Here is a 26,453-nt window from a genome sequence, read left to right on the forward strand (position 1 = left end):
TCACATGCGCAGGATAAATAACATATTAAGTGTAAACCGGTTAGTAGGGTTTACCAGGCTTTAAACGACAATAATTTTGAAATACTTTCCTGATTCTGCATTGGTGCAGTTGGAATTTGATAAAATTCAGGCATTGCTGCAAGAGCATTGCAAAACTGAACTTGGGAAGCAAATGGCAGCCGATCTGCGTTTGCATACACATATAGACTATGTGAAAACGGCGCTGCAACAAGCGCATGAGTATAAACAACTTACGCTTTTACAGGAACATTTCCCGAATGATTATATCCTGAACCTGAAGAGTGAACTGCGCTTGCTGGGCATACAGGGAGCTATCCTGAGCGGAGAGCAGGTGATGCACCTGCGCAAGCTGGCAGAAAGCATGGGAAGTATTTTCCGCTTTTTTGACAGCGACCGTAAAATACAATATGCCGGTTTGCACGAAGTGATTGCTCACACGTATTTTGAAAAGAAGATCACGGTGATGATAGATCAGGTGCTGGATGAAGTAGGTCAGATACGTGACAATGCTACCCCGGAGCTGGCCAGGATCAGGATGCAGCTGTTCCGCAAGCGGAATGACCTGCGCCGTGCTTTTGACCGCATGCTGCAAAAGATGCAGAAACAGGGTTACCTGGCCGACATTGAAGAAGCATTCTTAAACGGCAGAAGGGTAGTAGCTATTTTTGCAGAGAATAAACGGATGGTGAAAGGGATTATCCATGGGGAATCAGACACCCGGAAAACCGCTTTCATAGAACCGGAAGAAACGATAGAGCTGAATAACGATATATTTTCACTGGAAAGAGAAGAAGCCAGGGAAGTATATAAGATCCTGAAGGAACTAACCGCATCCCTCAGCAGTTATTCCGATTTGCTGAATAACTATCACAGCATCCTGGGTATCTACGACTTTATTAGAGGGAAAGCGAAGCTGGCACTGGACATGGATGGTAATTATCCTATGCTGGTACCACATGCACAGCTCCACCTCACAGAGGCCTATCACCCTTTGTTACTGTTGTATAACCGCCGTAATAAAAAGCCTACCATCCCCATTAACCTGTCATTAAACAGGGATCAGCATATCCTGGTGATCAGCGGCCCCAATGCCGGTGGTAAAACGGTGACAATGAAAACGGTGGGGCTGATACAGATCATGCTACAGGCCGGATTGCTGGTGCCGGTGCATCCCAGTTCCCAGATAGGGATCTTTAAACAGCTGATGATCCATATCGGGGATACACAGTCGCTGGAATTTGAATTGAGTACATACAGCTCCCATCTGAAAAACATGAAGTACTTCATGGAAAATGCAAATGGGAAAACGCTGTTTTTTATAGATGAATTGGGAAGCGGTTCCGATCCAAACCTGGGCGGTGCTTTTGCGGAAGTGATTATGGAGGAGCTGGCTAAAAAGCACGCATATGGTATTGTTACCACACACTACCTGAACCTGAAAGTAATGGCCAACAAAGTAAAGGGCATTATTAACGGTGCTATGGGTTTTGATGAGCAAAACCTGCTGCCTATGTATAAGCTCCTGGTAGGCAAGCCCGGGAGCTCTTACACCTTCTCTATTGCAGAGCGTATAGGCCTGAATCCTGCGCTGATCAACAAGGCCAAACAACTGGTAGATGAAGGGCATTTTCAGCTGGATAAGCTGCTGAACAAAGCAGAACAGGACCTGCAGAAGGTAGAATCTAAAGAAAAGGAATTGCAGAAGCTCCTGAAAGAAAATGAGCGGATGAAAAAGGAGTATGAAGTGCTCGCAGACAAGGAACGGAAGCATCAGCAATATATGTTGCTGCGGCTGCAGAACCAGATTAAGGAAGATGACCTGGACTACCTGAAGGATATGGAACGGAAATTGAAGCAGATCGTAATTGAATGGAAACGTGCAGACGATAAGGAAAAGGTAATGAAGCAGGCAGAAGCCCTGTTGTTCCGCAAAAGAGAAAAACAGATCAACGATAAGATCCAGAAGAAGGTGCAGGATAAGTTCCAGGAAGTGGGTGGTAATTGTAAGGTAGGCGACCAGGTAAAAATTAAAAGTAATAACCAGGTAGGAAAGCTCCTGGAAATCCGCGACAAGAGGGCTATTGTGCAGCTGGGAAATATTCCTATCAATGTAAAGCTGAGCGACCTGATTGTTGTAACAGAAAAGCCCAAAGAGAAAGTAGGATAAGAAATGCTCCGGCAATAAATCTACCGCCGGCAGCGTTCAGCATGTTTGAATCATACTTAATTTGAATTGATCATGGAGGTAGCTAAAAGATTACGTGCACCGGTATACCGGGTAAATAATGTGGAAGGCTCTCAGTTTCACATTCACAGAATGTTTGGCTCAGATCCGATACTGCAGAAAATTGCTATTCCGCACCGGCATGATGGTTATAGTATTGGTATCCTTATCCGGGGCAGTATCAGACAAACGGTAGACTTTAAAGAGGAAACTATTACAGCCCCTGCAATCATGCTGTTGGAACCGGACCAGGTGCATCAGCATGATCTGAATGCCGACTGTGAGGTGATCCATATTAACTTTTCACGCGACTTCCTGGTACCGGAAACCATCGGGGTGGTCAGTTGCTGGCAGTGTGTATTCAGCTCTTCCGGTGTATTAAAACTCAATGATCATGAGATGCAGGAAGTGATGGCTTATGCCAGGCTGATAGATGCTGAATTCAAAAGTGATAAGATCCGGAAAGAAGCCGTGATCCGCAACCTGTTAAGCGCCTTTATTATTGCCTGCGGGCGTATCGCTCAACCCGCAGAGCTGATGCTGAATAATGAGTCGGCCCAGCATACAATGGCCAGACAATTTAAAATGCTGGTGGATACTCATTTCCGGGAAAAAGTGCAGGTAAGTGATTATGCAGAACTGCTGTTTGTAACCCCCGGCCATCTCAATGATACCGTAAAAGCCATATTTGACAGAAGCGCCAAGCAGGTGATTGACTCCAAAAGGGTAACAGAGGCTAAACGCCTGCTCTATTGGGGACAGCACTCCATTAAAGAGATTTGCTGGCAGCTGAAATTTGAAGATGATGCTTATTTTAACCGGTTCTTTAAAAAGCATACCGGTTTTACGCCAGCTACTTTCCAGAAAAACAGCCGGGATAGTTATCAATAAGACGGCCTGTTTCCTGGATATTACAACCGGCTTTACAGCTTATCCTTTAGTTTAAGGAGGTTCATTTTGAAGGTTTGTCCTACAGGAAGCGTAGCCCCCTGTATAATGACGTGGCGCACACCAATTGTTTCTACTTTTTCTGCAGCGATAATATAGGATTTATGAATACGGATGAAACGTTGGGCGGGCAATAGCTTCTCCATTTCAGCAGTAGTCGCATTTACCACCAGCGACCTGTTTTCCAGGAATACCTTCACATAATTACCCAGGCTTTGTATATAATAGATGTCGTCTGCCTCTACGGTAGTTTGTGTATTACCGGTTTTTAATTCCAGCGTAGCAGCAGTAGGTGCCGTGGTAGTATCCCCCTGCTGGATTACTTTATTCACTGCTTTCAGGAAGCGGGAAAAGCTGATGGGCTTTAACAGATAATCCACCACATCATACTCATAGCTTTCCAGTGCAAACTCGCTATAGGCCGTAGTAACAATAACCTGTGGCCTGTTGGGTAATGTTTTCAGCAGGTCAAATCCGGTAAGTTCTGGCATATTAATATCCAGGAAAAGGATATCCACCCGCTCCCGGTGCAGCATATTGGCAGCTTCCAGGGCATTGTAACAATTACCGATTATTTTCAGTGCCTGTACTTTTGCAATATGTGCTTCCAGCACATAATGTGCGCCTAACTCATCGTCTACAATCAGGCAGTTTAATTTATTCATGTGTATCCAATACTAAACTTAAAGAAGTATAATATACTTTATTTTCTTCGTATGATGACAGGGTGTGGGTATTCGCATACATTAATTCCAGCCGCTGCTGTACGTTGCTGAGTCCCACCCGGGTAGATGACACCAGTTGCCGGCTTTCCGGTACGGTGTTGCTGATCTTCATGAAGAGTGTCTTATCCTTTACCTGCAGTTCTACTTTGATATAGGAACCTTGTATGCAGGCAGGTGCATATTTAAAGGCATTTTCAATGAAAGCGATTAATATCAGGGGTGCAATAAACAGGCCCTGTTCATCCCCTCTCTTTTTGAAGTTCACGCGGCAGCGCTGCCGGATACGGGCCCTTTCCAGGTGCATGTAGTTCCGTATAAACTGCAGTTCATCTGTAAGGGGTACCCGTTGTTTCTGGGAGCTTTCCAGCTGGTAGCGCATCAGCTCGGAGATACTGAGTATCAGCTCCGGTGTTTTTTTGGGAAAGCGCAGGCTCACCCCATAGAGGTTGTTCAGGGTATTAAAGAAGAAATGGGGGTTTAGCTGGCTTTGCAGGTATTGAATTTCCTTTTCCCGTAGTAATAGCGAGTTTTTCAGTTCTTTGGTCTGTTGGGTGGTTTGCCGGTATAAATACAACACGCCAATTCCCACAAACAGGAATACGGTATTAAAAGCCAGGTCATCTATCCAGGACGATCCGTCATCCGTATAATGGAATATGTTGGTCCGGATCAGCGACAACAACAGGGTAGAAGTGATCAGGTAAGTCAGCAGTAACAAAGCATATCTCCAGTACCGCTGCTGGTCCGTCAGCTGTCTTAATATAAATACATTGTGTATAACGGTGAGGCAGTATACCAGGGTTACCAGGGTGGTATTATACGCCAGGTATTTAAGATTATTTTCCGGAGGCCCGTAGTGTTTGGTGATCAGATAATTCAATAGCAGCGTAAGTGCCAGAAGAAAGATATTAGCCAGCCAGCTATTGTAAAATACTTGTTTCATTGCGTTCCAGTCCCCGTTTTCAAAGGAAAGTTACCGGGTAAATTTTAAATGGTTATGATAAATATGACATATTGCATTCATCATTTTGCAGTAGCTATTGATCAATTAGATTTTTACTAATCATATTTAAAAGACAATTTTGCACTAAATATTTGAATATGTATCTTTTTTCTACACAGTCGCTTTATTTACCGGCCACCTATCGGAGGAGATATTGCCCTGTGGTTGCACCTGCTGGCACGCTAATGTCAAACGAAAGTAAAGAAAATAGTGGCTTCCGTGAAAAGTACAACTAATACCGTAATTATTTAAACCTCCGGTAATATTCAATTATTTACTTTTGCATCATGAGTACCGGAAAAGTTTACCGGGTTTATTCAGGCTTTTGCTGTAGCGGTATGTTGAATCATACTGTTCGAAAAACAGAGAAATGAAGAATTAATTTGCGGAAATCTGCTATTCCTTAGGAACTTTTTACTTACAGTGAAGTAACAAAGCACTGTAGTTGTACGTATAAGTAGCGATGCGTGCCCCCCGGGTACATATTTAGTACCTGTTCTGTAATCTACAACCCAATTAGCTGTCTTAGAAACTAATACTGCAAAGTAAGCGGTAAAGCTATGCTTTTGCCTAGACAGACATCTTTTAGTTCAATAAATAAACACACACAAACATGAAACCTTTGTCAAAACCAATTTTTGCAAACATGCCGGGAGGCTTTATCTATAGTGTTGTCATCATGGCGTTATTGTCAGGTTGCGGTGCATCAGTGGCCAATACAGAAACGAAGCAACCTGTTACTGCCTTGCCGGTATTAAACATCAGCACAGTACCAGCTACTACTTACCGGGAGTATACAGCTACCCTGGAAGGTAAAGTAAACGTAGAGATACGTCCGCAGGTAGAAGGTGTGCTTGATAAGATTTATGTAGATGAGGGCGCTTTTGTAAAAGCGGGACAACCGTTGTTCAAGATCCATGACCGCCCTTATGAAGAACAACTAAGCAATGCCAATGCTACTTTACAGGCAGCACAGGCCAATATGCAGAAGGCACAGCTGGAAGTAGACCGGCTTACCCCGCTGGTACAGAATAATGTAGTAGCGGAGGTGCAGTTGAAAACAGCACAATCTGTTTACCAGTCGGCCAAAGCAAGCGTAGCACAGGCACAGGCCATGGTAGGCAGTGCACGTATCAACCTGGGCTTTACCCAGATCAATGCACCGGTTAGCGGATATATAGGCAGGATTCCTTACAAAGCGGGCAGCCTGGTAGGAAGGGCAGAAACGCAGCCACTTACTTTGTTGTCTGATGTAAATGAAGTGTACGCTTACTTTGCGATGAGTGAAACAGACTTCCTGCAGTTTAAAAATGAAACAGCCGGGAATACCATTGCGGATAAAGTAAAACAAATGCCGCCGGTAGATCTGGTACTTTCTGATAATAGTGTATATCCTCAAAAAGGGAAAATAGAAACGATGCAGGGCCAGTTTGACAAAAATATCGGCACCATCAGTTTCCGGGCTACATTCCCTAATGCAGCAGGTTTACTCCGCTCAGGCAATACCGGTAAAATAAGGATTCCGGAAGAGTTTGCAGCAGCATTGGTAGTACCGCAATCCGCCACTTTTGAGCTGCAGGATAAGGTGTTTGTATTTGTAGTGGCAGACAGCAATAAAGTAGCCAGCAAACCTATCACGGTAGCAGGTAAAAGCGGTGCTTACTACTTCGTGGAGAAAGGGGTGAAAGCGGGCGACCGTATAGTATATACCGGACTTGACCGTTTACAGGATGGGGCAGTGATTACCCCGCAGCCGATGTCTATGGACAGCCTGCTGAAAGTAAAACCCCTGTAGTATCTATTGCAGTAAACCAGAAAATGTTGATTGCCTGATGCACTGGCGGTATTGTAAACAGCCAGGCTTAAAATCTTATTGAAAATGTTAAGAAAATTCATAGAAAGACCCGTATTAGCTACGGTAGTATCCATCATACTGGTATTGCTGGGCGGACTTTCATTATTTACGCTTCCGGTTACCCAGTTTCCGGAAATTGCACCACCCAGCGTAGCTGTAACAGCTACCTATCCAGGTGCCAATGCGGAAGTAGTGGCCCGCTCTGTAGCCACTCCTATTGAAGAAGCCGTGAATGGGGTAGAGAACATGACCTATATGACCTCTACTTCCAATAACGATGGCTCCATGTCATTGAATATCTATTTCAAGCTGGGAACAGACCCGGATCTGGCTGCGGTAAACGTACAGAATCGTGTATCTAAAGCCGTGAGCCTGCTTCCTACCGAAGTAGTGCAGGCGGGGATCTCTACCCAGAAGCAGCAGAATAGTATGATCATGGTGGTAAACCTCTTCAGTGATGTAGAGGCTTATGATGAAACCTTTCTGCAGAACTATGCTAAAATAAATATCATCCCGGAAATGCAGCGTGTGAACGGAGTAGGGCAGGCGATGGTATTTGGTGCCAAAGACTATTCCATGCGGATATGGCTGAAACCGGAACGTCTGGCAGCTAATAAATTATCGCCGCAGGATGTGTTAACGGCAATCAGGGAGCAGAACGTAGAGGCTGCACCGGGCCGTTTTGGAGAAAGCAGCAGTGAAGCATTTGAATATGTGATCAAGTATAAAGGTAAGCTGAACCAGCATGAACAATATGAAGACATTATCCTGAAAGCGAATGCAGACGGATCTGTATTGCGCCTGAAAGATGTGGCCCGCGTAGAGTTTGGCGCCTTTACTTATAGCAATGACACCAAAGTAAACGGTAAGAAAGGTATTGGGATGGCACTGTATCAGACTGCCGGTTCCAACGCCAATGAAATCCAGGTAGCTGTGAATAAGCTGATGGAAAAAGCCAGTAAGTCATTTCCTGCCGGGGTGAAATATGCGAACATCTATAGTACCAAAGAGTACCTGGACGAATCGATTGATCAGGTAAAACATACGCTGATAGAAGCTTTTATCCTGGTATTTATAGTGGTGTTTATATTCCTGCAGGATTTCCGTTCTACGCTGATACCAGCTATTGCGGTACCGGTAGCGATCATTGGTACTTTCTTTTTCATGCAGTTGTTTGGTTTTACGATCAACCTGCTGACATTGTTTGCCCTGGTACTGGCGATTGGTATTGTGGTGGATGATGCCATTGTGGTGGTGGAGGCGGTGCACGCCAAAATGCAGCGTATCAATATGTCGCCCAGGGATGCCACTATATCCTCTATGCAGGAGATCTCCGGTGCTATCATATCTATTACCATGGTGATGGCCGCAGTGTTTATACCGGTGGGTTTCATGGAAGGCCCGGCAGGGGTGTTTTACCGGCAGTTTGCCTTCACGATGGCGATTGCCATCCTGATCTCTGCGGTAAACGCATTAACACTGAGCCCTGCTTTGTGTGCGCTGTTATTGAAAAATACGCATGGAGAGGAAGCACATGGTGTTAAGGTAGCTACCAAAGGATTTGGTAAAAGATTCTTTACCGCCTTTAATACAGGCTTCGAAGCAATGACGGGCAAGTATGTACGCAGCCTGCAGTTCCTGGTACGTCGTAAGTGGGTGGCATTGGGGGGCCTGGTGTTGATAGGCGGCGCTACTTTCTGGATGCTGAAAACCACACCCACCGGATTTATTCCTACGGAAGACCAGGGATTTATCGTGTATTCCATTACAATGCCCCCGGGTGCCTCCCTGGAACGTACCACAGAAGTAGTACGCAAGGTGGAAGGTATCATGAAAGACATGGAATCTGTAAACCAGTACCTGAGCGTATCCGGTTTAAATATTATGACCAACTCCATCAGTTCCTCTTATGCAGTAGGTTTTGTGAAGATGAAACCACATGTGGAACGGGGAGCTGTAAAAGATCTGCACGCCATTATGGGGCAGATGAACGAGCGACTGGCAGGAATAAAAGAAGCGAATATCTTCCTCTTTAATATGCCTACCGTTCCAGGGTTCAGTAACATGGACGGATTTGAGGTGATTGTTCAGGACCGTACGGGTGGCAAACTGGATAAGCTGGGAGAAACCGCTTACGGACTCATTGGCGAGCTGATGAAGCGGAAGGAAATAGCTTTTGCGTTCACCACTTTCAACACCGGCAACCCGCAGTATACGCTTGAAGTAGATGAAAAGAAAAGTAAACAGCTGGGCGTTTCCGTGAGTGAGATCCTACAAACGCTGCAGGTGTATTATGGTAGTATGTTCGCTTCTGACTTTAACCGGTTTGGGAAATACTACCGGGTGATTGTGCAGGCAGATGCACCATTGCGTGCACAACCGGAATCATTGAATGGTGTATATGTAAAAAATAACCTGGGTGAAATGGTACCGGTCAACAGTGTGGTAGCATTAAAGCGGGTATACGGACCGGAAACGGTAACACGTAATAACCTGTTTAATTCTGTTACCATCAATGGACAGGCTAAACCAGGGTACAGTTCCGGGGATGCCATCAAAGCCGTAGAAGAGGTGGCCAGTCAGTATCTGCCCCGTGGTTACAGCTACGAATGGGTAGGTATGACCAAGGAAGAAATCAGTGCAGGCGGTCAGGCCGGACTTATATTCATGCTTTGTCTGGTGTTTGTATACTTCCTGCTTGCAGGGCAATATGAGAGCTATCTTTTGCCTTTCTCTGTAATCCTGTCTATTCCATTAGGAATCTTCGGAGTGTTTGTATTCATTAAGATGTTCGGTATTGATAACAATATTTATGTACAGGTAGGGTTGATTATGCTGATCGGGTTGCTGGCAAAGAATGCGATCCTGATTGTAGAATATGCCGTACAGCGCCGCCGGAGTGGTATGGGCTTGCTGGCATCAGCACTGGAAGCCGCGAAGCTGCGGTTGCGGCCTATCCTGATGACATCCTTTGCCTTTATAGCGGGTTTGATACCGTTGATGAGAGCTACAGGATCGTCTGCACTGGGTAACAAATCTATCAGTACCGGTGCAGCAGGTGGAATGTTGACAGGCGTATTATTGGGCATTTTTGTGGTGCCGGTATTGTTTGTGATCTTCCAGTTCCTGCAGGAAAAGATAAGCCGTAAGCGTGTACAGGTAGAGTTTTAAGAATATACCTGGTGTACATGAATTTGAAATTGATCATTTGAAATTGATATAATAATGCAAAAAAAATATATCGCCTTTTATTTATTGTTTTTACCCGCAGTGATGTGGTTAGCATCTTGCCGCGTGGGCCGCAATTATCAGCAGCCCGCGCTGGCGCTACCCGCACAGTTTGGTAATACAGCCCCTTCAGATACCAGTATTGCCGGGATGGAATGGAAACAGTTTTTCTCGGATGCAGTGTTGCAGGAACTGATAGGAAAGGCGCTTTCCGGTAACTACGATATGCAGCTGGCTTTAAAAAGGGTAGCATCTGCACAGGCCTATCTGAAACAAGCCAAGGCTGCCTGGCTGCCCGCGGTGAACGCGCAGGTAGCAGCCTCTACTACTTTTCCCTCTAAGAATAGTTTGAATGGATTAAGCCTGGGTAATTTCATGGATGGAGCGGAACACCTGGAAGACTATAGTGTTAATGTAGGCGTATCCTGGGAAATTGATGTGTGGGGTAAAATCCGGCGTCAGAAGGAAGCAGCGCTGGCTACTTATCTGCAGTCTTACGAAGGTGCCAGAGCCGTGCAAACCGCCCTGGTAGGAACGATTGCCAATAGTTATTTTAACCTGCTGATGCTGGATGGACAGCTGAAAATTGCACATAGCAATGTGGCTTTGAGTGACACCATTGTGCAAATGATGCGGTTGCAGAAAACCGCCGGAGAGGTAACTGAGCTGGCCGTGCAACAGGCGATTTCACAAAAACAAACGGCCGAATTACTGCTGCCACAGCTGGAACAGGGGATTGCTATACAGGAAAATGCCATCCGTATTTTAACGGGTGAGCTGCCTGGCAGTCTTGCCCGCAGCAGTAGGCTGGCTGATCAGCGCATATGGGATTCCCTGCCTACGGGGATACCGGCAGCCATGATCAGCCGCCGTCCGGACGTACGTAGTGAAGAAATGGCTTTAGTAGCAGCGAATGCCCAGGTAGGGGTGGCACAGGGTAATATGTATCCAGCATTAAGTCTTACCGCTACCGGTGGTTTGAATTCATTTAAAGCCAGTAACTGGTTTAATATGCCTGCTTCCCTGTTTGGTACCGTGGCGGGTAGTCTTGCACAGCCAGTATTTCAGCGGCGTACGCTGAAAACCCAACTGGAAGTAGCCAAGATCCAAAGGGAAGAAGCCGTGATCAGGTTCCGTCAATCTGCATTAACAGCAGTAGGAGAGGTAACGGATGCCTTGATAAAACTGGATAAACTGAAAACGCAGCAGCAGATTGCAGATAGCCAGGTAAGTACTTTACATGTGGCAGTACAGCAGGCGCAGATGCTTTTCCGTAGTGGTATGGCCAATTACCTGGAAGTAATTACGGCCCAAAGCAGGGCATTACAGGCGGAGCTTAGCCAGGTGGATATTGACCGCCAGCAGCTGAGCGCAATGGTAGATTTATACCGCTCCTTAGGTGGCGGATGGAAATAGGTTAGTTTTTGTTGTTGTGTGTTTTTAATGCCGGATACGGGGTATGCAATGGTTGAATGTTGCTCCGGTCCGGCATTTACTTTTTTGAAATTGGCTGTGGTAGCCTTTTTTCAAGCTTTTAAAGAATTATTTTTTTTTATTGATTCCCGTTTTATACTTTTGCGCCGGAGAGTTGGCAGAGCGGTCGAATGCGGCGGTCTTGAAAACCGTTGACTGTTACAGGTCCGGGGGTTCGAATCCCTCACTCTCCGCTGTGAGGGATGATTGTAAAATCATCCCTTTTTTATTAATCCGCAAGTCATTCACTTTCACTAACAGCGTTACCTGTAAAAATCTCCTTCATCATAGGGGCGCGATAAATACAATCCTGATCAGTTTTTCCGAATGAATAAACTTGCGAACATTATATTTACAAGCATAACAAATCGCTGAACATGGAAAAAATCGAGCATATCAATTATATTAAAGCACCCATTGCGGATGTTTATACAGCATTAACAACGCAAACAGGTCTTGGAGCTGTTTGGACAACAGAATTGATTGTTAAGCCAGAATTGGGATTTATCAACGAGTTTGATTTCGGCGACAATTATGCCACGAAAATGAAGGTAGTGGAGTTATCCGAAAATAAAAGCGTGCTATGGGAATGTGTGGCTACAGACCCGGAGTGGGTTGGAACAGGCATTTCTTTTGACCTGACAGAGAAGAACGGTGTAACAGCAGTTGTGCTCAAGCATTTCGATTGGCGGGAACTGACCGAATTTTACCGGTGGTGTAATTACAACTGGGCCATGTTCCTGTTAAGCCTTAAAAGCTACTGTGAAGATGGTGAGGGAACACCCTATCAAAAGCGGAAGTTTTAATGCTCTCTGCAGAAGTGTTTTATCAGAATATCGGGGCTCATAAAAGCATTTTATGAGCCCTTTATTTTTCCCATCTCAAGTGTCAGCATTACAAAAAAACTATTTTACAAAGACCTCCAAACCTCTGGAGGCATTCGGACTATTAGACAAAATGGTAGCTATACCATTTTTCCATACTACTGCTTTTTGGCTACCCCCGATGTTTTCGTATCCTGTAACATAAACATCCGTTCCATCAACGAAAATGGAATAGGCTGCTCCGCCATTATCATTTTTTGATAACCTGACAGGTACCCCATTTTTCCATAACGTCGCAGCTCCATCTTCAATGCCAGCTACATACACTGCATCGCTGGTGGCCAGGACAGCCAGCGCCCAGGATTCTTTTTTGCTTAAAGTGGTGGCTACTCCGTTTTTCCATAATTTGGCTATACCATCCTCATTGTTATTTTCTTCCTGACCGGCTACATAAACGTCCGTACCCCGGACATAGACTGCATAGGCTGTTGCATTGAAACTTCCATTTGTAAGATCAGTACCTGAGCCATTTTTCCATAACCGGGCTATGCTTTTATTCCCTTTACGGATATAGCCGGCTACATATTCATTTTTGTCGCTGCAAAATACATCCCTCGCGGCTCCTACGATATTGGTAGTGGTTAGATTATTTGCATGCCCATTTTTCCAAAGTGTAGCTACCTCTGTTACTCCAAATTCTTCCGTACCGGCCACATATATATTGTTGTCATTAACAAAGACAGAATAGGCATCTGTGGGGTTATTACTACCGGATACATTACTGACAATACCATTTTTCCACAATTTTGCTACGTTAATATCCCCGGTTTCCAATTGTGATCCTACGACATAGATGTCGTTATTATTGATATATACAGCAGCTGCTCTTGCGTTAAATTTGCCATCGGTGAGGTCGGTGACTTTACCATCCTTCCATAATTTAGCCACGCCATTGCTGACGTACTCATATCCTGCTACGTACACATTTTTTACAATAGGGGTAGGCTCACTGCCTTCATCATTAGAGCATGCCACAGCTCCTGTTATAAGCATTGCATATATTAATTTTACCGGTTTCATATTTGTCTTGTAATAAATTAAAAAAAGTTGTCCTTTACTACTTACTAAAATCGAAAGCTTCTTTATTGCCGGAGTTACCTGTGTTCTTGTTAAACACCTGGCTAAAATCTGTAGCTTTATCTACTTGTGCCATCTTTGCATTCCCGGTGTTTTTGTCAATCCGGGCAGAGAGATAGACTTTTTTTGTATCGAAATCGAAGAAGTAAATGTCATCACTGCCAGTATAGCCTATCTCAGTATTGCTACAAGCTGCATCTATTTTTGTCCAGTCTATATCATTCCCATTTGGAAATAACTCGGCTATCGTGCCTGTCTTTTTATTGTATTGCGTATTTCCTGGTACATAGTAAAAGGAACTATTGTTTTTGAAATCAAGAAACAGATAGGTCTTTTGTGCAGTTGAAGTAGCTGCCGGTTTTTCAAAGGAATATAGACAGGCGGCATAGTTGGCAGCATGTTTGTCGGCTGCAGGCATAGCATTATATACAGTTTCGAAACTACCGGAACTACTGAAATAGGGAGCATCACCCTTTGCCCATTTAACATTACCGGGAGTAAATACCTTGTTTGCTTTTTTATCGAAAAACTGATTGTCTATTGATATATAGCCATCAAATGAGCTGATAGGAAAACGTAGGTCATTAGACTTTAACGTTAAGCTATCCAAATAATACAGTGTTGTATAGTCATCGAATTCAAATTGTAAAATTCTGACCTGATTCCCTTTGTGTTGATAGAAATCCAATCCATTTGCATTTTTTGAGGGGTGAATATTTACCATATTCATAAAGTACCATTCTTTATCCTTATCGGCTGCCGGGGGAACAGCCTCCTTGCTCTTAGAGCAGGAAATAAGCATCCCCGCCATGACAGTTGCTAATATCAATTTTACGTTCATGATTTTTAGACTTTTGGAGGTGAAATCAGCCTGGATGGGCACCACTTTTATAATTTAACAAACTCTACCCTGCGGTTATTGGCTTTACCAGCTGTTGTGGCATTTCCATCTACAGGCTGTGTTTCGCCTTTGCCCTCGGCAGTCATATAGTCTTCATTCACCTGGTACTGTTCAACCAAAATACTTTTGATGGCCATTGCTCTTGCTTCAGATAATTGTTGATTCTTAGCATTATCACCGTCACTATCCGTATGACCAATGATTTTTACCCTTAACTCTTTGTGTTCATTCAAAATTGCTGCAATCTCTTTGAGTACACCAGCCGATTCAGGTTTGACAATTGCTGAGCCGGGATCGAAGAGGATACCGCGGGTTACCAGTTTCCCTTCAGACAATAATTTATTACGCATATCAGGTTTGCCGGCAGCATATCTCAGGTTGGAAACATACATTTTGGCGATATTCTGATTGTCATTCCACGCATCAATTAGTGCACTGAAGCGAAGATAATAGTGCTGGGCTGGGGGCAAGCCCTGAGGCAGGTCATACACTTTTTTATCATTAAAATAGATCTTTACACGTTGCTGTTGACGCATGATGGAGATATGTATGGGGGCGGGACTGCTCAGTGCCGGAAATTGGGCTTTGGTTTCCAGCTGAGTTTCCCCCTTTAAATAGCTGATAGCATGTATTTCCTGATCAGAATAAGGGTGGATGTTAAAAGTGAGCCCGGTATTGGCACTTACATTAGCGTTTTCGGTTTGTGCTTTGGCTGTTGCAGATGATATAATCTCGATACCAAACCTGAGCTGGTAATAAGCATATGCTACTTTGCTGTAATTGATCACCATATCGAAATCCACTGTACAGTTATCAGGCATTTGGGTAATATACTGGGGATTAAAATAGGCGTCACCCCCACTTAATTGTACCCAATTGAATTCAGAGCCATTGATTTTAGCAATTTCTGCCGCACCCGTACTATTCCATTTGGCCGGGAGATCACCCAGGGCATCCTGTTTGAAATCGTCAAATGCGAGGATTTTATCTCCAGGTATAAAATCAAACTTATTATAGGTGGCAAAAGAGGGCTGTTGCTGATCTTCAGCAGCTACATCGTTTCTTTTCTGACTCTTATCTTTGCCAGTTTCCTTGGTTGATTTATTTTTCTTTTTGAACAAGCCTCCGATACCCTCTTCTATTTTATCCAAACTTTTGTCAATAGTATTATCCACTTTTTGGTCGGCTCTATTGGTGGCTGCATTCCTGGCTTTTTCTTTTACATCTATTCTTTGGGCTGAAGCATTACTTAGATAGCATATCAAAGCCAACAGGACCAGGCTTTTAAATGTTTTCATTTGGATTGTTTTTTGGGGTAAAAGCTGCATATGAAAGGGGCCGGGAATTATTTAGAGATATCAATGGTACCACTTAGTTTACCATTACTGGCAAAAGCACCGGTGTTGCCTAAAACATCCAGCTTGCTTGGAAATGGATTATCGGCTGCTGTTCTTGGCTTAAGGGTAATTCCTTCCAGGTTGACCGTCATTTTATTGCCGTTGACATTGATAGTAATCTGTCCGGAGTTATTGTCTGAAGTCCAGCTGGTATTTGTCGTACTAACGATCTGGCCGTTTTCATACTTGTTTATTATTTCACCTACCCAGATCGTTACATGTGTGGGATCAGGATCTGGTGCCTCGCCAATTTTTTTAGCTTTTACGATAGTATACTTGGTTGTTTTTGCCGGGAGCTCATTGTTGACGAAAGATATGGTCATAGCGCGCGTAGGTACCGCCCCATGGTTGCCGGCTATTTTTTTTATTTTTTTGTCTCCGTATCCGGCTTCTAAAGTGCCACAAGCGCCTACTACTTTAAACTCTTTTCCACCCGCCGTAAGTGTGGCGTTAATCGTACCATCGTAGGTGTTTTTGAAGTCCAGTTCTTCTGCCTCACTTTTTTTGTCACCACAATACACCGATAATAAGGTGATAACTGCAGCTGTTGCAAATATCAAATGCTTTTTCATGATGATTTATTTTTTTTCTTGTTATGTATCATAAAACTACGAGGCGGGTGTTTATGGAGAGGAAGACAATCGGTGAGCGATAGGGAATAATCGATAAATGAATGGAATAGCTTTTTTTTCTATATTTGAAGATAAATGATCCCAATCTTATGTCTACACCCCTGTCATGCGTTATCTTGGATGATAATTACCTGGATAGATTGGCTATTGCGTCTGAATTGGAGGGGAGGGATTCCATACGGCTAATCGGCAGTTTCGCTTCAGCCTTAGAAGCAATCGGGCCGATAAAAAAGCAACAACCAGATCTTTTATTGCTCGATGTAAACATGCCGGACATTAACGGATTGCAGTTGCTAAAAGGGCTTGGTAGCCAGGCGCCGGCCTGTATTATTGTTTCCTCACATCCGGAGTATGCCTTGGACGGTTTTGCACTCAACGTTTTCGATTACATACTGAAGCCATTAACGACCGAAAGATTTAATCACGCATTGAAGCGGTTAAGAGATTTTTTGGCGATGAAACAAAGAGCAGAAGCGTATGTTGCTATGGTAGAAAATGAGAAAATTGTATTCAAAGAAGGACATGATGAAATCCATCTTACTTTAAATGATATCAGCTATCTGGAAGCATTTGGAGATTACACCAAAATTGTTACTCCTAAAAAGGATTATCTAACCCTGGCTACACTTGGTTCTTTTTTAGAAAATCTTCCGTCTGAAAAATTTGTGCGCATTCATCGTAGCTATGCTGTAGCTAAAGCCAAAGTCAGTTTAATAACACGTAATACTATTGGAATTAACAATGTCAATCTGCCTGTAGGTAAGACGTATCGTATTTCATTGGCACAGATCAAATCATTAAATGGGAACACGAAATCTTGACAACCGTATTGGGATCAATTTAAGATACATCCTTTTTATAGTTATTGCTTGTTGCGTTATAAATGAAGTTGCGGGACAAACCCGGCCTGATCTTTCAAAGATTCCTAAACGTGAGGATAAAATAGATGTTTGGAGAGAATACCTCAATGAATTGTTAGGCTATAATGAGTCCAGGAAGGCCCACAGTAAGCTGTTGATCCAGGAAGCTAAATATGGGTTGGGATTATGTCTTCCCGGTGAGTATAAGCTTCATTCCATGTTTTTTTTATTTACAGGGTGTGCATTTGAGAAGCTCAAACAATTTGATAGTGCAGCTTATTATCTGGAAAAATCGGTGGCGTTGGCAAAGAAGGTGGATGCAACCAACTATGAAATTACTGGCCTGAGCAGGCTAAACCTTGTCTATGATTACATGCGGGACGTGCGGATGCGCAATTATACGCTGGACAGAATGAAGAGAATTGCGGCTACTTCGGATAAACCCAATGTCAGACAACTGACATTGGAAGCACTAGGCGGATACTATAGTGGAATTAGTGATTACGAAAAAGCAATTGAATTTAAACTGGAAGCAATTGAATTGTATAAGCAGCTTTTAAAGACAGATACGTTGATCACCAGTACCAGGAATGTAGGTTATTTTCTCACTAATCTGGCAAACCTGTATAATGAATTGGGTAGAAATGAAAAAGCGATTCAGTATCTGGATGAAGCCAGAGAATACGTTGGTGATATTGCCTTGCGGGAAGGGGAGGAATCTTTATATTTGGGATATGTAGCGGCTTATCTTGCCATGGCAAAGATAGATAGTGCGGATGTTTACTATCATCGGATTTACAAGGAGATGGCTCCTGGCGACACGCTTTATCATGTCTTGAGTACGGCCAATAAGCTATACGGTGATTTTTATCTGAATAAAGGAGACGTAAAGAGAGCTGATCGCCATGCGAAGCTTGCCCTGTCTTCTGCTCAAAAATCCCGGGAGATAGATGATTTGATAGCAGCGAAGGTGTTATCGGGAGAAGTGCTTTGCAGAGAAGGGAAATATAAGGAGTCTATTGAATTTTTAAGACCTGTATTAGACGCTCCGTTTGATTTTGATAAGGTGACGCTTTCAGGTATCCAAAATACACTGGCCCAATCGTATGCAGCTTTAGGACAATGGAAGGATGCCTATCACTATCTGGAAAAGTATAGCGAATTGAAGGATACGTTACAACGTGCCGCTGCCAATAAGAATTTTGTAGAGGTAGAGGGAAAGTACCAGAATACTCAAAAGATACAACAACTCAAAGTGCAGCAGTTGCAATTAAGTGACGCGCGTAAACAGCGGCTTTGGCTTACAGGCGGCCTCGTACTCTTACTTGTCATTACAGGCCTGGCGCTGGTGATTTATAGGAATAAGAAGCGCACAGCAGATATGCTGGATGAGAAGAATAAGGCGCTTGCCATGCTGAATACAGACCTGGAACATGCAAATCAAACAAAGGTGAAGTTATTTAGCATCATTGGCCATGATCTTCGGTCGCCGATAAATCAGGTCCATCAGTTTTTAAGACTTCATCAAATGGTGGAGCGGGGAGATCCGGAGGAAAGAGCTAAGTTGAGCCTAAAGATACAGGAAGCAACAGGTTCATTACTATATACAATGGAAGATCTTTTGCTCTGGAGCAAGACTCAAATGCAACGATTCAATATAGTTCCGGAGGAAACAGCAATATTGCCCATCATTAACCAATGTCGGGAACTGTTGCAGCTTGATCTTGATTCAAAAAGTATCCACGTAGTGAATTGCGTGAAAGAAGAGGATGTTGTGATTACGGATTCCTATTTCTTGCAAACGATTGTCCGTAATCTCTTTCAAAATGCCATAAAAGCCTCTCCGAAAAATGGAACAATCCATTTTGATTTTTATAATAACGATGGTCAACCTATTTTAACGGTTACTAATGAAGGGAATGGTTTTTCTCAGCAGAATTATGAATCCATTCTGAATAATGCAGCTCCAGGAACAGGAGCTTCAGGATTAGGTCTTCAATTGGTGACGGAGCTTGCTGCAAAGTTAAATGCTGCAATAAGATTCAGGTCGGATTCCGGGTTAAATACGGTTGCTGAAATTCGTTGGCCTAATAACACTTATGGGAAAAATTAGCCCTAGTTTTTAGCGTCTTTATGCTGATGGCTAAAGAGCGTTATCCCTAATTTCCCTGCTTTATTACTATTTTCTTTACCTCTTTTAATTGTGAACCATTCCAGCGGTAATAGCGGATAATTTTATGGGTAATTGACATCACCGCACTACCATTTTTATCAATGACACTATTGCCCTGGGCATCTGTTTTTTCTTCCCCACTTTCTTCAACCGATACTATCAACTCCGTTATAGGAATATTACAATCTTTGGGATAAGGAATCGTCTTTAAGGTGGCATCCCATGTATTGAACATGTGTTCGCTATCCCCGTTTTCAACTAGCAGCACTTTCCCATTATTAAATTTCAGCGGAATGTAAACCTTGGTAAATTCGTAAAAGCCTGCTTCTCCGGTAGTACTGGCGCTAATGAGTTCACTCATTTTACCATTACCTGCAAAAATGAAAACATGGCCCTCGCTTTCAGGACAGCTTTCACCATGATGCCAATACAGTCGTAATAAATTAGGCATCTGTTGTAAAGCATTATTGTAAACACTGGTCAGATAAAAGTGATTATAGTAGTCAACCGCACCGATATTCAAATCATAGGATTGAACTTTTAGCAATTTGCTATGATTGCTGTTATTAGCCCTGCTCACTGCATGCAATCTGAACCTGGGTTGTTTAAAATCTTTATCGAGTAAAGGGCTTCTTCCTAAAATAAGGTCTAAACCACCTGCACTGGTATTACCTTTTACATTGCCTATACTGAGCAAAGTGTCTATTATATAGCCGGTGTTTTCCTTGTAAACACCATTTTGACTAAATCCATACGCTGCTTCTATCCATTGGATATTTAAGCTGGTGTCAATTCCTTCTTTTAAGAGTGTCACATTGGTAAAAGGCGCGATGGTATCTATGATCATTGCTTTTTTATCCGGATAGGCATATACTAAGGTAGGCAGATCCAGGGTTGTTCTGGCAGGTGTTCTTCCCTTATCAAAGAAACCGTCAATCTGGTCGTAGCTACAGGCACAATATACCTGCATAAAAGAGGTGTCAGTCAATGCCTTTTGCTGCGCCTGCCCCCAAGTGGTAATGGCGGCCAGTAGTAACGCTGTTAAAATAGATGCTTTATACTTTTTCACCTGGAAGGGGATTTTACTGGGTTTATCCCCGAAAGTTAGCTAAATTTTTCAATCCCTATAGCGCTGTCAACCTGGGGGAAATAAAGCGGGTGTCTCAATTTTACTTTTGAAACACCCGCTTTATTTTGAGTTGGTATTGTGGCTAACCTTTAGTGGTTGTGGTTCAATACTCCGCAAAGTAAAAACCCCAGCCGCGTTTTAACTGATCTGTTTTTACCAATAGGATGTTCTCTCCTTTATTCAGTGTTGCAGTAAAAGCATGTTGGTTAGGCCCGGGAGCTGCTCCGGCAAGATCATACACTAATTTCCCATTCATCCATACTTTGATACCATCATTATTGCCAACGCCAAACGTTACTGTCTTTGCTTCCGGAAGGGTAATAACCCGGCGGGCATAGGCAACTACATTCTCTGAGGGGCCATATACTTTATTGAGATCAATATACCCGGTGGTATTATCGTTATACTTTTTCCAGGTTTGGGTGGAATCAAATCCTTGTTCCGGTGGATATACCTTATCGTGCCCTTTATGGTCTGTATTATCAAACGGGCCGCTTATCAGCCAATCAGTATAGAATGTTGCCTTTGCCGCTGCCTGAATTTTTTCGAGGAACTTACCTACATTTCCAAAGGTTTCTGTATCTGCACCTAATCCTGTAATATGATATTTTGTGATAAAATCATTATACCGGGATAATGCATCCGGTAATGCTGCTTTGGAAATATAAGCAGTACCACCCTGCGCGAAATAATACAGTTTGGTATATAAAAGCGGCAGATGATCCAGTGCTATACGGGCAGTTAAAGCTGTGTCGCCAGCCGCCGCCTTTTTAGCCAGATCAAAGAGGCTATCTGCTTGCTGTATAGTAGACTGATCCAGATAATTGACATCAAACGGCTCCGGCCATATCCCAAAATGAGTGTCTGGCGTTACGTGATCATGCAATAGCTTGATGTATGCAGCAATATGTTTTGCCGCTTTACCATATACATTATCAACATATTCGTCTACCAATTTGGAGGCATCCTGGTTAGGGTTCCACATCAGTTGTGCTATTACCCAGGATCTTAACTCAGCAAATTCACCAGCCCCACCATTGGCATTGCCTTCTGCAAATAACCCCATCACACCATTATCTGCATAAAACTTTACATCCTGGCCAAATGAAGCAAAGTTGGGGTAGGGCATCAGGTAGTTCCTGAAGTTTGTATAATAATCCCAAATGGTTATACCTGCTTTTGTAATTTTCTTCCATTGTTCCAGTTGTTCGAGGAAAGGTTTGTTCTTTATACAACCGGTGAGTGGATGTGCTGCACAATAATCATAGTGGCATAGCCTGATGATAAGATTATCTGCCGGACGAATGTTCTTAGGTGGCACTACTGTGTAGTCATAAGCCAGCGTTTGCAGCTTTACTGTGGGATAAACTTTACCTACTGTATCAGCGATTTGATTCACAAAGGTCAGTAAGGAACCGGATGGGCTTCCTTCCTGGTTGTCCAGTGCAGTACAATTTTTACATTCACAACGGCCTCCAAAATCATTCTGATCTATAGAAAATACGCTGACATCCGGATGGGTTTTGATCCAGTCAAATACAGTAGCGGTAGCTATTTTTACCACCTCCGGGTTAGTAAGGCACAGCTGCGCCAATGTGGCTGTACGTTTTCCGTTCACTTCCGAAAAATATTCCGGATGTGTTTTGAAATATTTCTCTGGTGGAACCAATGCGTTGAAAGTATGCACAAAGGGAAAAGTAATATAGCTTCCACCTAAAGCTTCCCCCACCTTCATCCCGTTAAGTCTGTTATGGATAGTCCAGGCAGTATCCAGGGATTCACGCCAGTCCATGTCACGGTAGTCTAAAGCCGGTTTTTGGCGATCTTCAATTTTGGTTAATGAAAGTGTTGTAGTAGATGGTATTTTTGTTATTTCACGGGTATACCATCGGCATCCTACATAATCAGAGAGGTAGCCCATAACGCCATACAGCGTGCCTCTGGTTTCTCCTCCCGCAATCAGGAGGTTTTTTCCATCCGAACGGATAATGTATTCTTCTTTGCCAAAATCAGCAGGATTCAGATTACCGGTAATAGTGGCGGGAGCATCTTTGAAACCGATGTAGATCAGTTTTTCTCCGTTCCCTTGCTGGTGAGTGATTTCCATTTTGCAGCCACTCACTTTATACAAATAGGTTTGCAGTTCTTCCGCAGCATGTTGCTCAGGAGCAATGGCTTTGTCAGAAACAAAGATTTTATAATCACTGTGACCATCTTTTATAAGATGGCTTTTTTGTGAGCAGGCCGAGAGTATATTGGCTGCAAAAATTGCCAGTACTAATAAACGCATCATTTTACTTTTATTAATTATTATAATAGCGCAGGTGTATAATTATACCTATTCTGATAACTCATATAATTTTCCTTCACCAGGAAGGAAAGCAGCTTTAAGTTGATGGGTACTCCGGTCAAAGGTTGATTTCACTGGCTTTCCCGTAGTTTGGGATATTTCCATCACTTTTTTAAATGTATTTTTAAGCTGGAACGTAAATTGTTTGGGTACCTTAAAGGACTTGTTTACGACCATGATGTATTCCTTCCCTGTTTTAGGATTGACCATATGACTCAGGATAACATCAGCTCCTTTATCCAATACCTTCCATAAGAAATTTTCCGGTGGATGGGTAGTGCCTATCCATAAGCTATCACCTGTGTGATATACTTCCTGTGCATCCAGGTGGATCAGGGTTTTACCCAATTGCTTCATGGCGCCATTTAAAACTTTGAATGGTGCATACAGATCAGTTTTAGTACCATTAGTATCTACGATACAGGGCGACATGGTGATCACATCTCCATGCCTGATAGTACTCCAATATGGATACCAAACCGCGTTTTTTACACCATATGCCAGGTTGGAATAAACATTCATTCTCATTTCATCTGGATTTGGCCGCCTTAGTTCTTCAACACCACTGAAATACATTCCGAATGATTGCAAACAGGAAGATGTTTTTATCTGGTACTTCAAACCCATGGTGCGGATAATATTCAGGTTGTTGAAATACGTTTTTTCCAGGGATTGTTTCCGCTTATAGGGATAATTATCATATGCAAGATAGTTAAGGTTTTCTTTTCCAACACCATTAATCCACCTTTCCAGAAAGGCTTCATAGCCAGGAACCGCCCAGTCAGGCAGATGATTTACGTAAGCATCTCCTTTATTATCCAGAGCGGTTACCAGTTTATGGATATCAATGGCCTTTTGGAGACGACCGGAATCGGGCTCGTCAGTAATATAATAACCAGCTAAAGCGGGATGTGCCTTATAATCACCAACCAGCGCCTTGATACTATCGTTATTGCCATTTATTCTGGCATCATAAACATAAACTTTCAGGCCATGTTTTAATGCCATATCCAGTGTTTTGAGATTACCGGCTTTATCAGTTGTAACCCCCGGGCCTATATTTAAGATATAGTCTATGTGGGCAGCTTTCATCAGCTGGTATTGCTCGTCATTTATAAATGTAGCCGGTGGGGGAGAGTAAATACTGATAAGAAACTGATCATTGCCTTTTTGGCCTGCTGCGGGTCGCACAATGGCGAGGAGCAAGATAACCAGGGATGGGATAAAGAGAATCCGCTGCATAATTTTTAAATTGCTTATTTAGTGTTGTATGGTAGCCAGTTTTGTATCTTAAAGAAGTAATGCTTCCAGTTTTATCTCCGGTCAGTAGCGCATGGTTTCCAGGAATTAACCAAATATAAATGGAATAGAAGCGCCTTTTCTGTACGATGTTATCAACCTTGTATAGCATATTTCCATGAAAATTATATGCCTTCTTCTGGGGCGTCTGGCGCTGGAGTAGTTTAAGCGAAGCTTGTTGAGTGGGAGGGATAAGCTGGGGGTATTAATAGAAAACCATTTCAATACCCGCCACTGGAACCTGCTTTTGCGGCAGATGATAAAGGCTGATATTGAAATGGCTTATATAGCGTGTGTAGACCACTTTAAAGGATATACCCGAAGCAGGATGCTCAGTTCGATTCGGTATACTTTTTAAAATTGTCCATGATAGCCTGCCATCCCCCTTTTTGCATTTCAACGGGGTTGGTAGATTCTGCTTCAAAGGTTTCTGTTACATCAGCCGTATTACCATTGCTCTTGAAGGTAATACTTACTTTCCTATCATCTCCAAGCGTATAGGCAATCAGTTCATTGGTTTTAACTTCATCGTATACTCCCCAAAAGTCAAAACCAAAGCTGCCATCTTTTGCTTCCATACGGGTGTTGAACTTTCCACCTACACGCAAGTCATTATCTGCACGCGGCGTATGCCAATCATCAGAAGCATTGTTCCACCGGGTGATATGTTCAGGAGAAGTCCAGAATTCCCATACTTTTTCAACAGGTGCGTTTACAGTGGCGGCTACAGTAATTTTTGTCTTGTCAGTGGTATTCATATTGTTTGTTTTTAGTGTAATAAAGTAAAATTATGTCGTGACGTTGATAATGCAAACATAAGATGAGTCATTAAAAACTGAAATGGGGGAAAGCGACAAAAGCAGGTCATTTTGCGACAGGATGCTGCCTTATTGAAAATAATCTCAGGCAACCAGGTTTTCCTTTAAGCAATTACATCTAAAGGATAGCCCGGATCGGGAAAATCTAATCCATGGAACAGATATTACAAGAATGCTGGATAAAATACGCCTTAATAAAGCCAATTTCTACATTGTTGTTACCCTATTTTAGGTCTTAATTTGATGATAGCCTGCTCCTTATAATAGGTAAGGGCCTTAAAAGAACAAATTACGATGACCAACAGGTTTATTTTATCCTTTTTACTTGGAATCATTTTTTGCACCACGGGTGCGTTTGCGCAGGACGTTAAACTGACTATTCAGGTAATACCACCGGCAAATACGCCTCTTGCGGATACGTTATTGGTGATTGGGGATAAGGCCATCTGGGGAGATTGGATCTATCCACGCAGTGTTCGCATGCATAAAGCGAACGATGCCACCTGGATACAGGAAAGCAGCTTTCCCGTGGGTACTAATGTAAGTTTTAAGATAACGCGCGGCTCTTATTATACAGAAGCTTTGTACAATAATAAAGGGGAGATACCATTGGCTTTCTCCTTCCGCCTAACTAAAGACACTACTGTGGTGATCAGGCCAAGTAGCTGGAATGATATTTATCAACGCAGTATCACCGGCACCGTAAGATACCATCACAACTTTAGCAGTCCGCTGTTGAAAAATACCCGCAACGTAGTGGTATGGTTGCCGCCATCCTATTTTAAGGCCCCGCAAAAAAGATATCCTGTTTTATATGCGCATGATGGACAAAACCTTTTTGATCACACCAACGGTGCAGGAGAAGAATGGCATATGGATGAGGTAGCCGACAGCCTGATGAGAAGTGGCAGAACTGAAGAATTTATCATTGTTGGGATTGCCAATACAAAAGACCGCTGGGTAGAATATTCCGGAACACCGGAGGGCAATAATTATGTGAAGTTTATTGCCACAGAACTTAAACCATTTATAGATACCCACTATCGTACTAAAAAAGACAAAGCCAATACAGCGGCGATAGGCTCTTCAATGGGAGGGCTTATCTCTTTCTATATGGTATGGCTGTATCCTGAAGTATTTTCTAAAGCAGCTTGTTTGTCCAGTGGATTTTATTTTGATGATGGAAATATTTTAAAAGAAGCAGTCAAATCAACGAAAAGGCTGAATGGCAGTAAACTGTACCTGGATTGTGGCGGATTGGACCTGGATAAGGATTTTTTACCCGCAAATGAGCAAATGAAAGGAATCCTGGAACAGAATAAATTGATTCAGCTGAAGTACCTGTATTTTCCTGATGATAAGCACAATGAATATGCCTGGGCCAAAAGGCTGGCTATCCCCCTTACTTTTCTATTTGGGAAATAGTACGCAGGTTATTTTATTTAAAAAGAATGAG

19 protein-coding genes and 1 tRNA gene are annotated in these 26,453 nt (G+C 43.0%); 10 read left to right on the forward strand and 10 right to left on the reverse strand.

All coding sequences use genetic code 11. From position 1 onward, the window contains the following. Positions 1–76: 76 nt before the first annotated feature. Together ABR189_RS02750 and ABR189_RS02755 are read left to right on the forward strand one after the other, a co-directional pair. Positions 77–2,188, forward strand: coding sequence for an endonuclease MutS2 (locus ABR189_RS02750; RefSeq protein ID WP_354658911.1), 2,112 nt, complete (start codon positions 77–79; stop codon positions 2,186–2,188). Between the two features lie 72 nt (positions 2,189–2,260). Beyond that, a complete protein-coding gene (locus ABR189_RS02755; RefSeq protein WP_354658912.1) occupies positions 2,261–3,136 on the forward strand; it encodes a helix-turn-helix domain-containing protein in 876 nt (291 codons plus the stop codon). 32 nt (positions 3,137–3,168) lie between these two features. On the opposite strand, the gene ABR189_RS02760 is transcribed toward ABR189_RS02755, so the two are convergent. Next, positions 3,169–3,858, reverse strand: a complete 690-nt coding sequence (locus ABR189_RS02760; protein ID WP_354658913.1) for a LytR/AlgR family response regulator transcription factor — start codon at positions 3,856–3,858, stop codon at positions 3,169–3,171. Further along, entirely contained in the window at positions 3,851–4,861 is a 1,011-nt protein-coding gene (locus ABR189_RS02765; protein WP_354658914.1) for a sensor histidine kinase, read from the reverse strand. Before ABR189_RS02765 ends, ABR189_RS02760 begins: the two co-directional genes overlap by 8 nt. A gap of 673 nt (positions 4,862–5,534) precedes the next feature. Here ABR189_RS02765 and ABR189_RS02770 point away from each other — a divergent pair. The 5 genes from ABR189_RS02770 (at position 5,535) to ABR189_RS02790 (ending at position 12,283) form a co-directional block, all read left to right on the forward strand. Further along, positions 5,535–6,716, forward strand: coding sequence for an efflux RND transporter periplasmic adaptor subunit (locus ABR189_RS02770; RefSeq protein ID WP_354658915.1), 1,182 nt, complete (start codon positions 5,535–5,537; stop codon positions 6,714–6,716). Between the two features lie 84 nt (positions 6,717–6,800). After that, on the forward strand, positions 6,801–9,947 hold the full coding sequence (locus ABR189_RS02775; RefSeq protein ID WP_354658916.1) for an efflux RND transporter permease subunit: 3,147 nt from the start codon (positions 6,801–6,803) through the stop codon (positions 9,945–9,947). 54 nt (positions 9,948–10,001) lie between these two features. Next, positions 10,002–11,420, forward strand: coding sequence for an efflux transporter outer membrane subunit (locus ABR189_RS02780; RefSeq protein WP_354658917.1), 1,419 nt, complete (start codon positions 10,002–10,004; stop codon positions 11,418–11,420). Between the two features lie 166 nt (positions 11,421–11,586). Beyond that, positions 11,587–11,671: transfer RNA gene (locus ABR189_RS02785), tRNA-Ser, on the forward strand. 183 nt (positions 11,672–11,854) lie between these two features. After that, the gene (locus ABR189_RS02790) at positions 11,855–12,283 is read left to right on the forward strand and encodes an SRPBCC family protein (RefSeq protein ID WP_354658918.1); all 429 of its coding nucleotides are present in this window, start codon (positions 11,855–11,857) and stop codon (positions 12,281–12,283) included. 99 nt (positions 12,284–12,382) lie between these two features. On the opposite strand, the gene ABR189_RS02795 is transcribed toward ABR189_RS02790, so the two are convergent. From ABR189_RS02795 to ABR189_RS02810, 4 genes are all read right to left on the reverse strand, one after another. Beyond that, a complete protein-coding gene (locus tag ABR189_RS02795) occupies positions 12,383–13,354 on the reverse strand; it encodes a hypothetical protein (protein ID WP_354658919.1) in 972 nt (323 codons plus the stop codon). A 64-nt stretch (positions 13,355–13,418) separates the two neighbouring features. Further along, positions 13,419–14,279, reverse strand: coding sequence for a hypothetical protein (locus ABR189_RS02800; protein ID WP_354658920.1), 861 nt, complete (start codon positions 14,277–14,279; stop codon positions 13,419–13,421). A 47-nt stretch (positions 14,280–14,326) separates the two neighbouring features. Beyond that, entirely contained in the window at positions 14,327–15,637 is a 1,311-nt protein-coding gene (locus ABR189_RS02805) for an OmpA family protein (protein WP_354658921.1), read from the reverse strand. 47 nt (positions 15,638–15,684) lie between these two features. Beyond that, complete coding sequence (locus ABR189_RS02810; RefSeq protein ID WP_354658922.1) at positions 15,685–16,308, reverse strand: hypothetical protein; 624 nt, start codon at positions 16,306–16,308, stop codon at positions 15,685–15,687. A 149-nt stretch (positions 16,309–16,457) separates the two neighbouring features. Between ABR189_RS02810 and ABR189_RS02815 the strand changes: the two genes are divergently transcribed. Beyond that, positions 16,458–17,189, forward strand: coding sequence for a LytR/AlgR family response regulator transcription factor (locus ABR189_RS02815; RefSeq protein ID WP_354658923.1), 732 nt, complete (start codon positions 16,458–16,460; stop codon positions 17,187–17,189). Continuing rightward, a complete protein-coding gene (locus ABR189_RS02820; RefSeq protein WP_354658924.1) occupies positions 17,170–19,341 on the forward strand; it encodes a tetratricopeptide repeat-containing sensor histidine kinase in 2,172 nt (723 codons plus the stop codon). Before ABR189_RS02815 ends, ABR189_RS02820 begins: the two co-directional genes overlap by 20 nt. 46 nt (positions 19,342–19,387) lie before the next feature. Here ABR189_RS02820 and ABR189_RS02825 read toward each other — a convergent pair whose 3' ends face one another. From ABR189_RS02825 to ABR189_RS02840, 4 genes are all read right to left on the reverse strand, one after another. Then, positions 19,388–20,470: a hypothetical protein gene (locus ABR189_RS02825; RefSeq protein ID WP_354658925.1), complete on the reverse strand. Its 1,083-nt coding sequence runs from the start codon at positions 20,468–20,470 to the stop codon at positions 19,388–19,390. Positions 20,471–20,633: 163 nt separating this feature from the next. Next, on the reverse strand, positions 20,634–22,823 hold the full coding sequence (locus tag ABR189_RS02830) for a glycoside hydrolase family 20 protein (RefSeq protein ID WP_354658926.1): 2,190 nt from the start codon (positions 22,821–22,823) through the stop codon (positions 20,634–20,636). 45 nt (positions 22,824–22,868) lie between these two features. After that, the gene (locus tag ABR189_RS02835) at positions 22,869–24,122 is read right to left on the reverse strand and encodes a hypothetical protein (RefSeq protein ID WP_354658927.1); all 1,254 of its coding nucleotides are present in this window, start codon (positions 24,120–24,122) and stop codon (positions 22,869–22,871) included. A 389-nt stretch (positions 24,123–24,511) separates the two neighbouring features. Further along, complete coding sequence (locus tag ABR189_RS02840; protein WP_354658928.1) at positions 24,512–24,937, reverse strand: SRPBCC family protein; 426 nt, start codon at positions 24,935–24,937, stop codon at positions 24,512–24,514. A gap of 354 nt (positions 24,938–25,291) precedes the next feature. Here ABR189_RS02840 and ABR189_RS02845 point away from each other — a divergent pair, with 354 nt between their 5' ends. After that, complete coding sequence (locus ABR189_RS02845) at positions 25,292–26,422, forward strand: alpha/beta hydrolase (protein WP_354658929.1); 1,131 nt, start codon at positions 25,292–25,294, stop codon at positions 26,420–26,422. The last annotated feature ends 31 nt before the right edge of the window (positions 26,423–26,453 follow it).

The organism is Chitinophaga sp. H8 (assembly GCF_040567655.1).
Taxonomy (GTDB): Bacteria; Bacteroidota; Bacteroidia; order Chitinophagales; family Chitinophagaceae; genus Chitinophaga; species Chitinophaga defluvii.

Coding starts and splice junctions, on each gene's coding strand:
- ABR189_RS02795 (WP_354658919.1), bottom strand. CDS start 13,354: ATGCTTATAACAGGAGCTGTGGCATGCTCTAATGATGAAGGCAGTGAG.
- ABR189_RS02775 (WP_354658916.1), top strand. CDS start 6,801: ATGTTAAGAAAATTCATAGAAAGACCCGTATTAGCTACGGTAGTATCC.
- ABR189_RS02815 (WP_354658923.1), top strand. CDS start 16,458: ATGTCTACACCCCTGTCATGCGTTATCTTGGATGATAATTACCTGGAT.
- ABR189_RS02755 (WP_354658912.1), top strand. CDS start 2,261: ATGGAGGTAGCTAAAAGATTACGTGCACCGGTATACCGGGTAAATAAT.
- ABR189_RS02780 (WP_354658917.1), top strand. CDS start 10,002: ATGCAAAAAAAATATATCGCCTTTTATTTATTGTTTTTACCCGCAGTG.
- ABR189_RS02770 (WP_354658915.1), top strand. CDS start 5,535: ATGAAACCTTTGTCAAAACCAATTTTTGCAAACATGCCGGGAGGCTTT.
- ABR189_RS02845 (WP_354658929.1), top strand. CDS start 25,292: ATGACCAACAGGTTTATTTTATCCTTTTTACTTGGAATCATTTTTTGC.
- ABR189_RS02765 (WP_354658914.1), bottom strand. CDS start 4,861: ATGAAACAAGTATTTTACAATAGCTGGCTGGCTAATATCTTTCTTCTG.
- ABR189_RS02760 (WP_354658913.1), bottom strand. CDS start 3,858: ATGAATAAATTAAACTGCCTGATTGTAGACGATGAGTTAGGCGCACAT.
- ABR189_RS02810 (WP_354658922.1), bottom strand. CDS start 16,308: ATGAAAAAGCATTTGATATTTGCAACAGCTGCAGTTATCACCTTATTA.
- ABR189_RS02800 (WP_354658920.1), bottom strand. CDS start 14,279: ATGAACGTAAAATTGATATTAGCAACTGTCATGGCGGGGATGCTTATT.
- ABR189_RS02820 (WP_354658924.1), top strand. CDS start 17,170: ATGGGAACACGAAATCTTGACAACCGTATTGGGATCAATTTAAGATAC.
- ABR189_RS02790 (WP_354658918.1), top strand. CDS start 11,855: ATGGAAAAAATCGAGCATATCAATTATATTAAAGCACCCATTGCGGAT.
- ABR189_RS02805 (WP_354658921.1), bottom strand. CDS start 15,637: ATGAAAACATTTAAAAGCCTGGTCCTGTTGGCTTTGATATGCTATCTA.
- ABR189_RS02830 (WP_354658926.1), bottom strand. CDS start 22,823: ATGATGCGTTTATTAGTACTGGCAATTTTTGCAGCCAATATACTCTCG.
- ABR189_RS02835 (WP_354658927.1), bottom strand. CDS start 24,122: ATGCAGCGGATTCTCTTTATCCCATCCCTGGTTATCTTGCTCCTCGCC.
- ABR189_RS02840 (WP_354658928.1), bottom strand. CDS start 24,937: ATGAATACCACTGACAAGACAAAAATTACTGTAGCCGCCACTGTAAAC.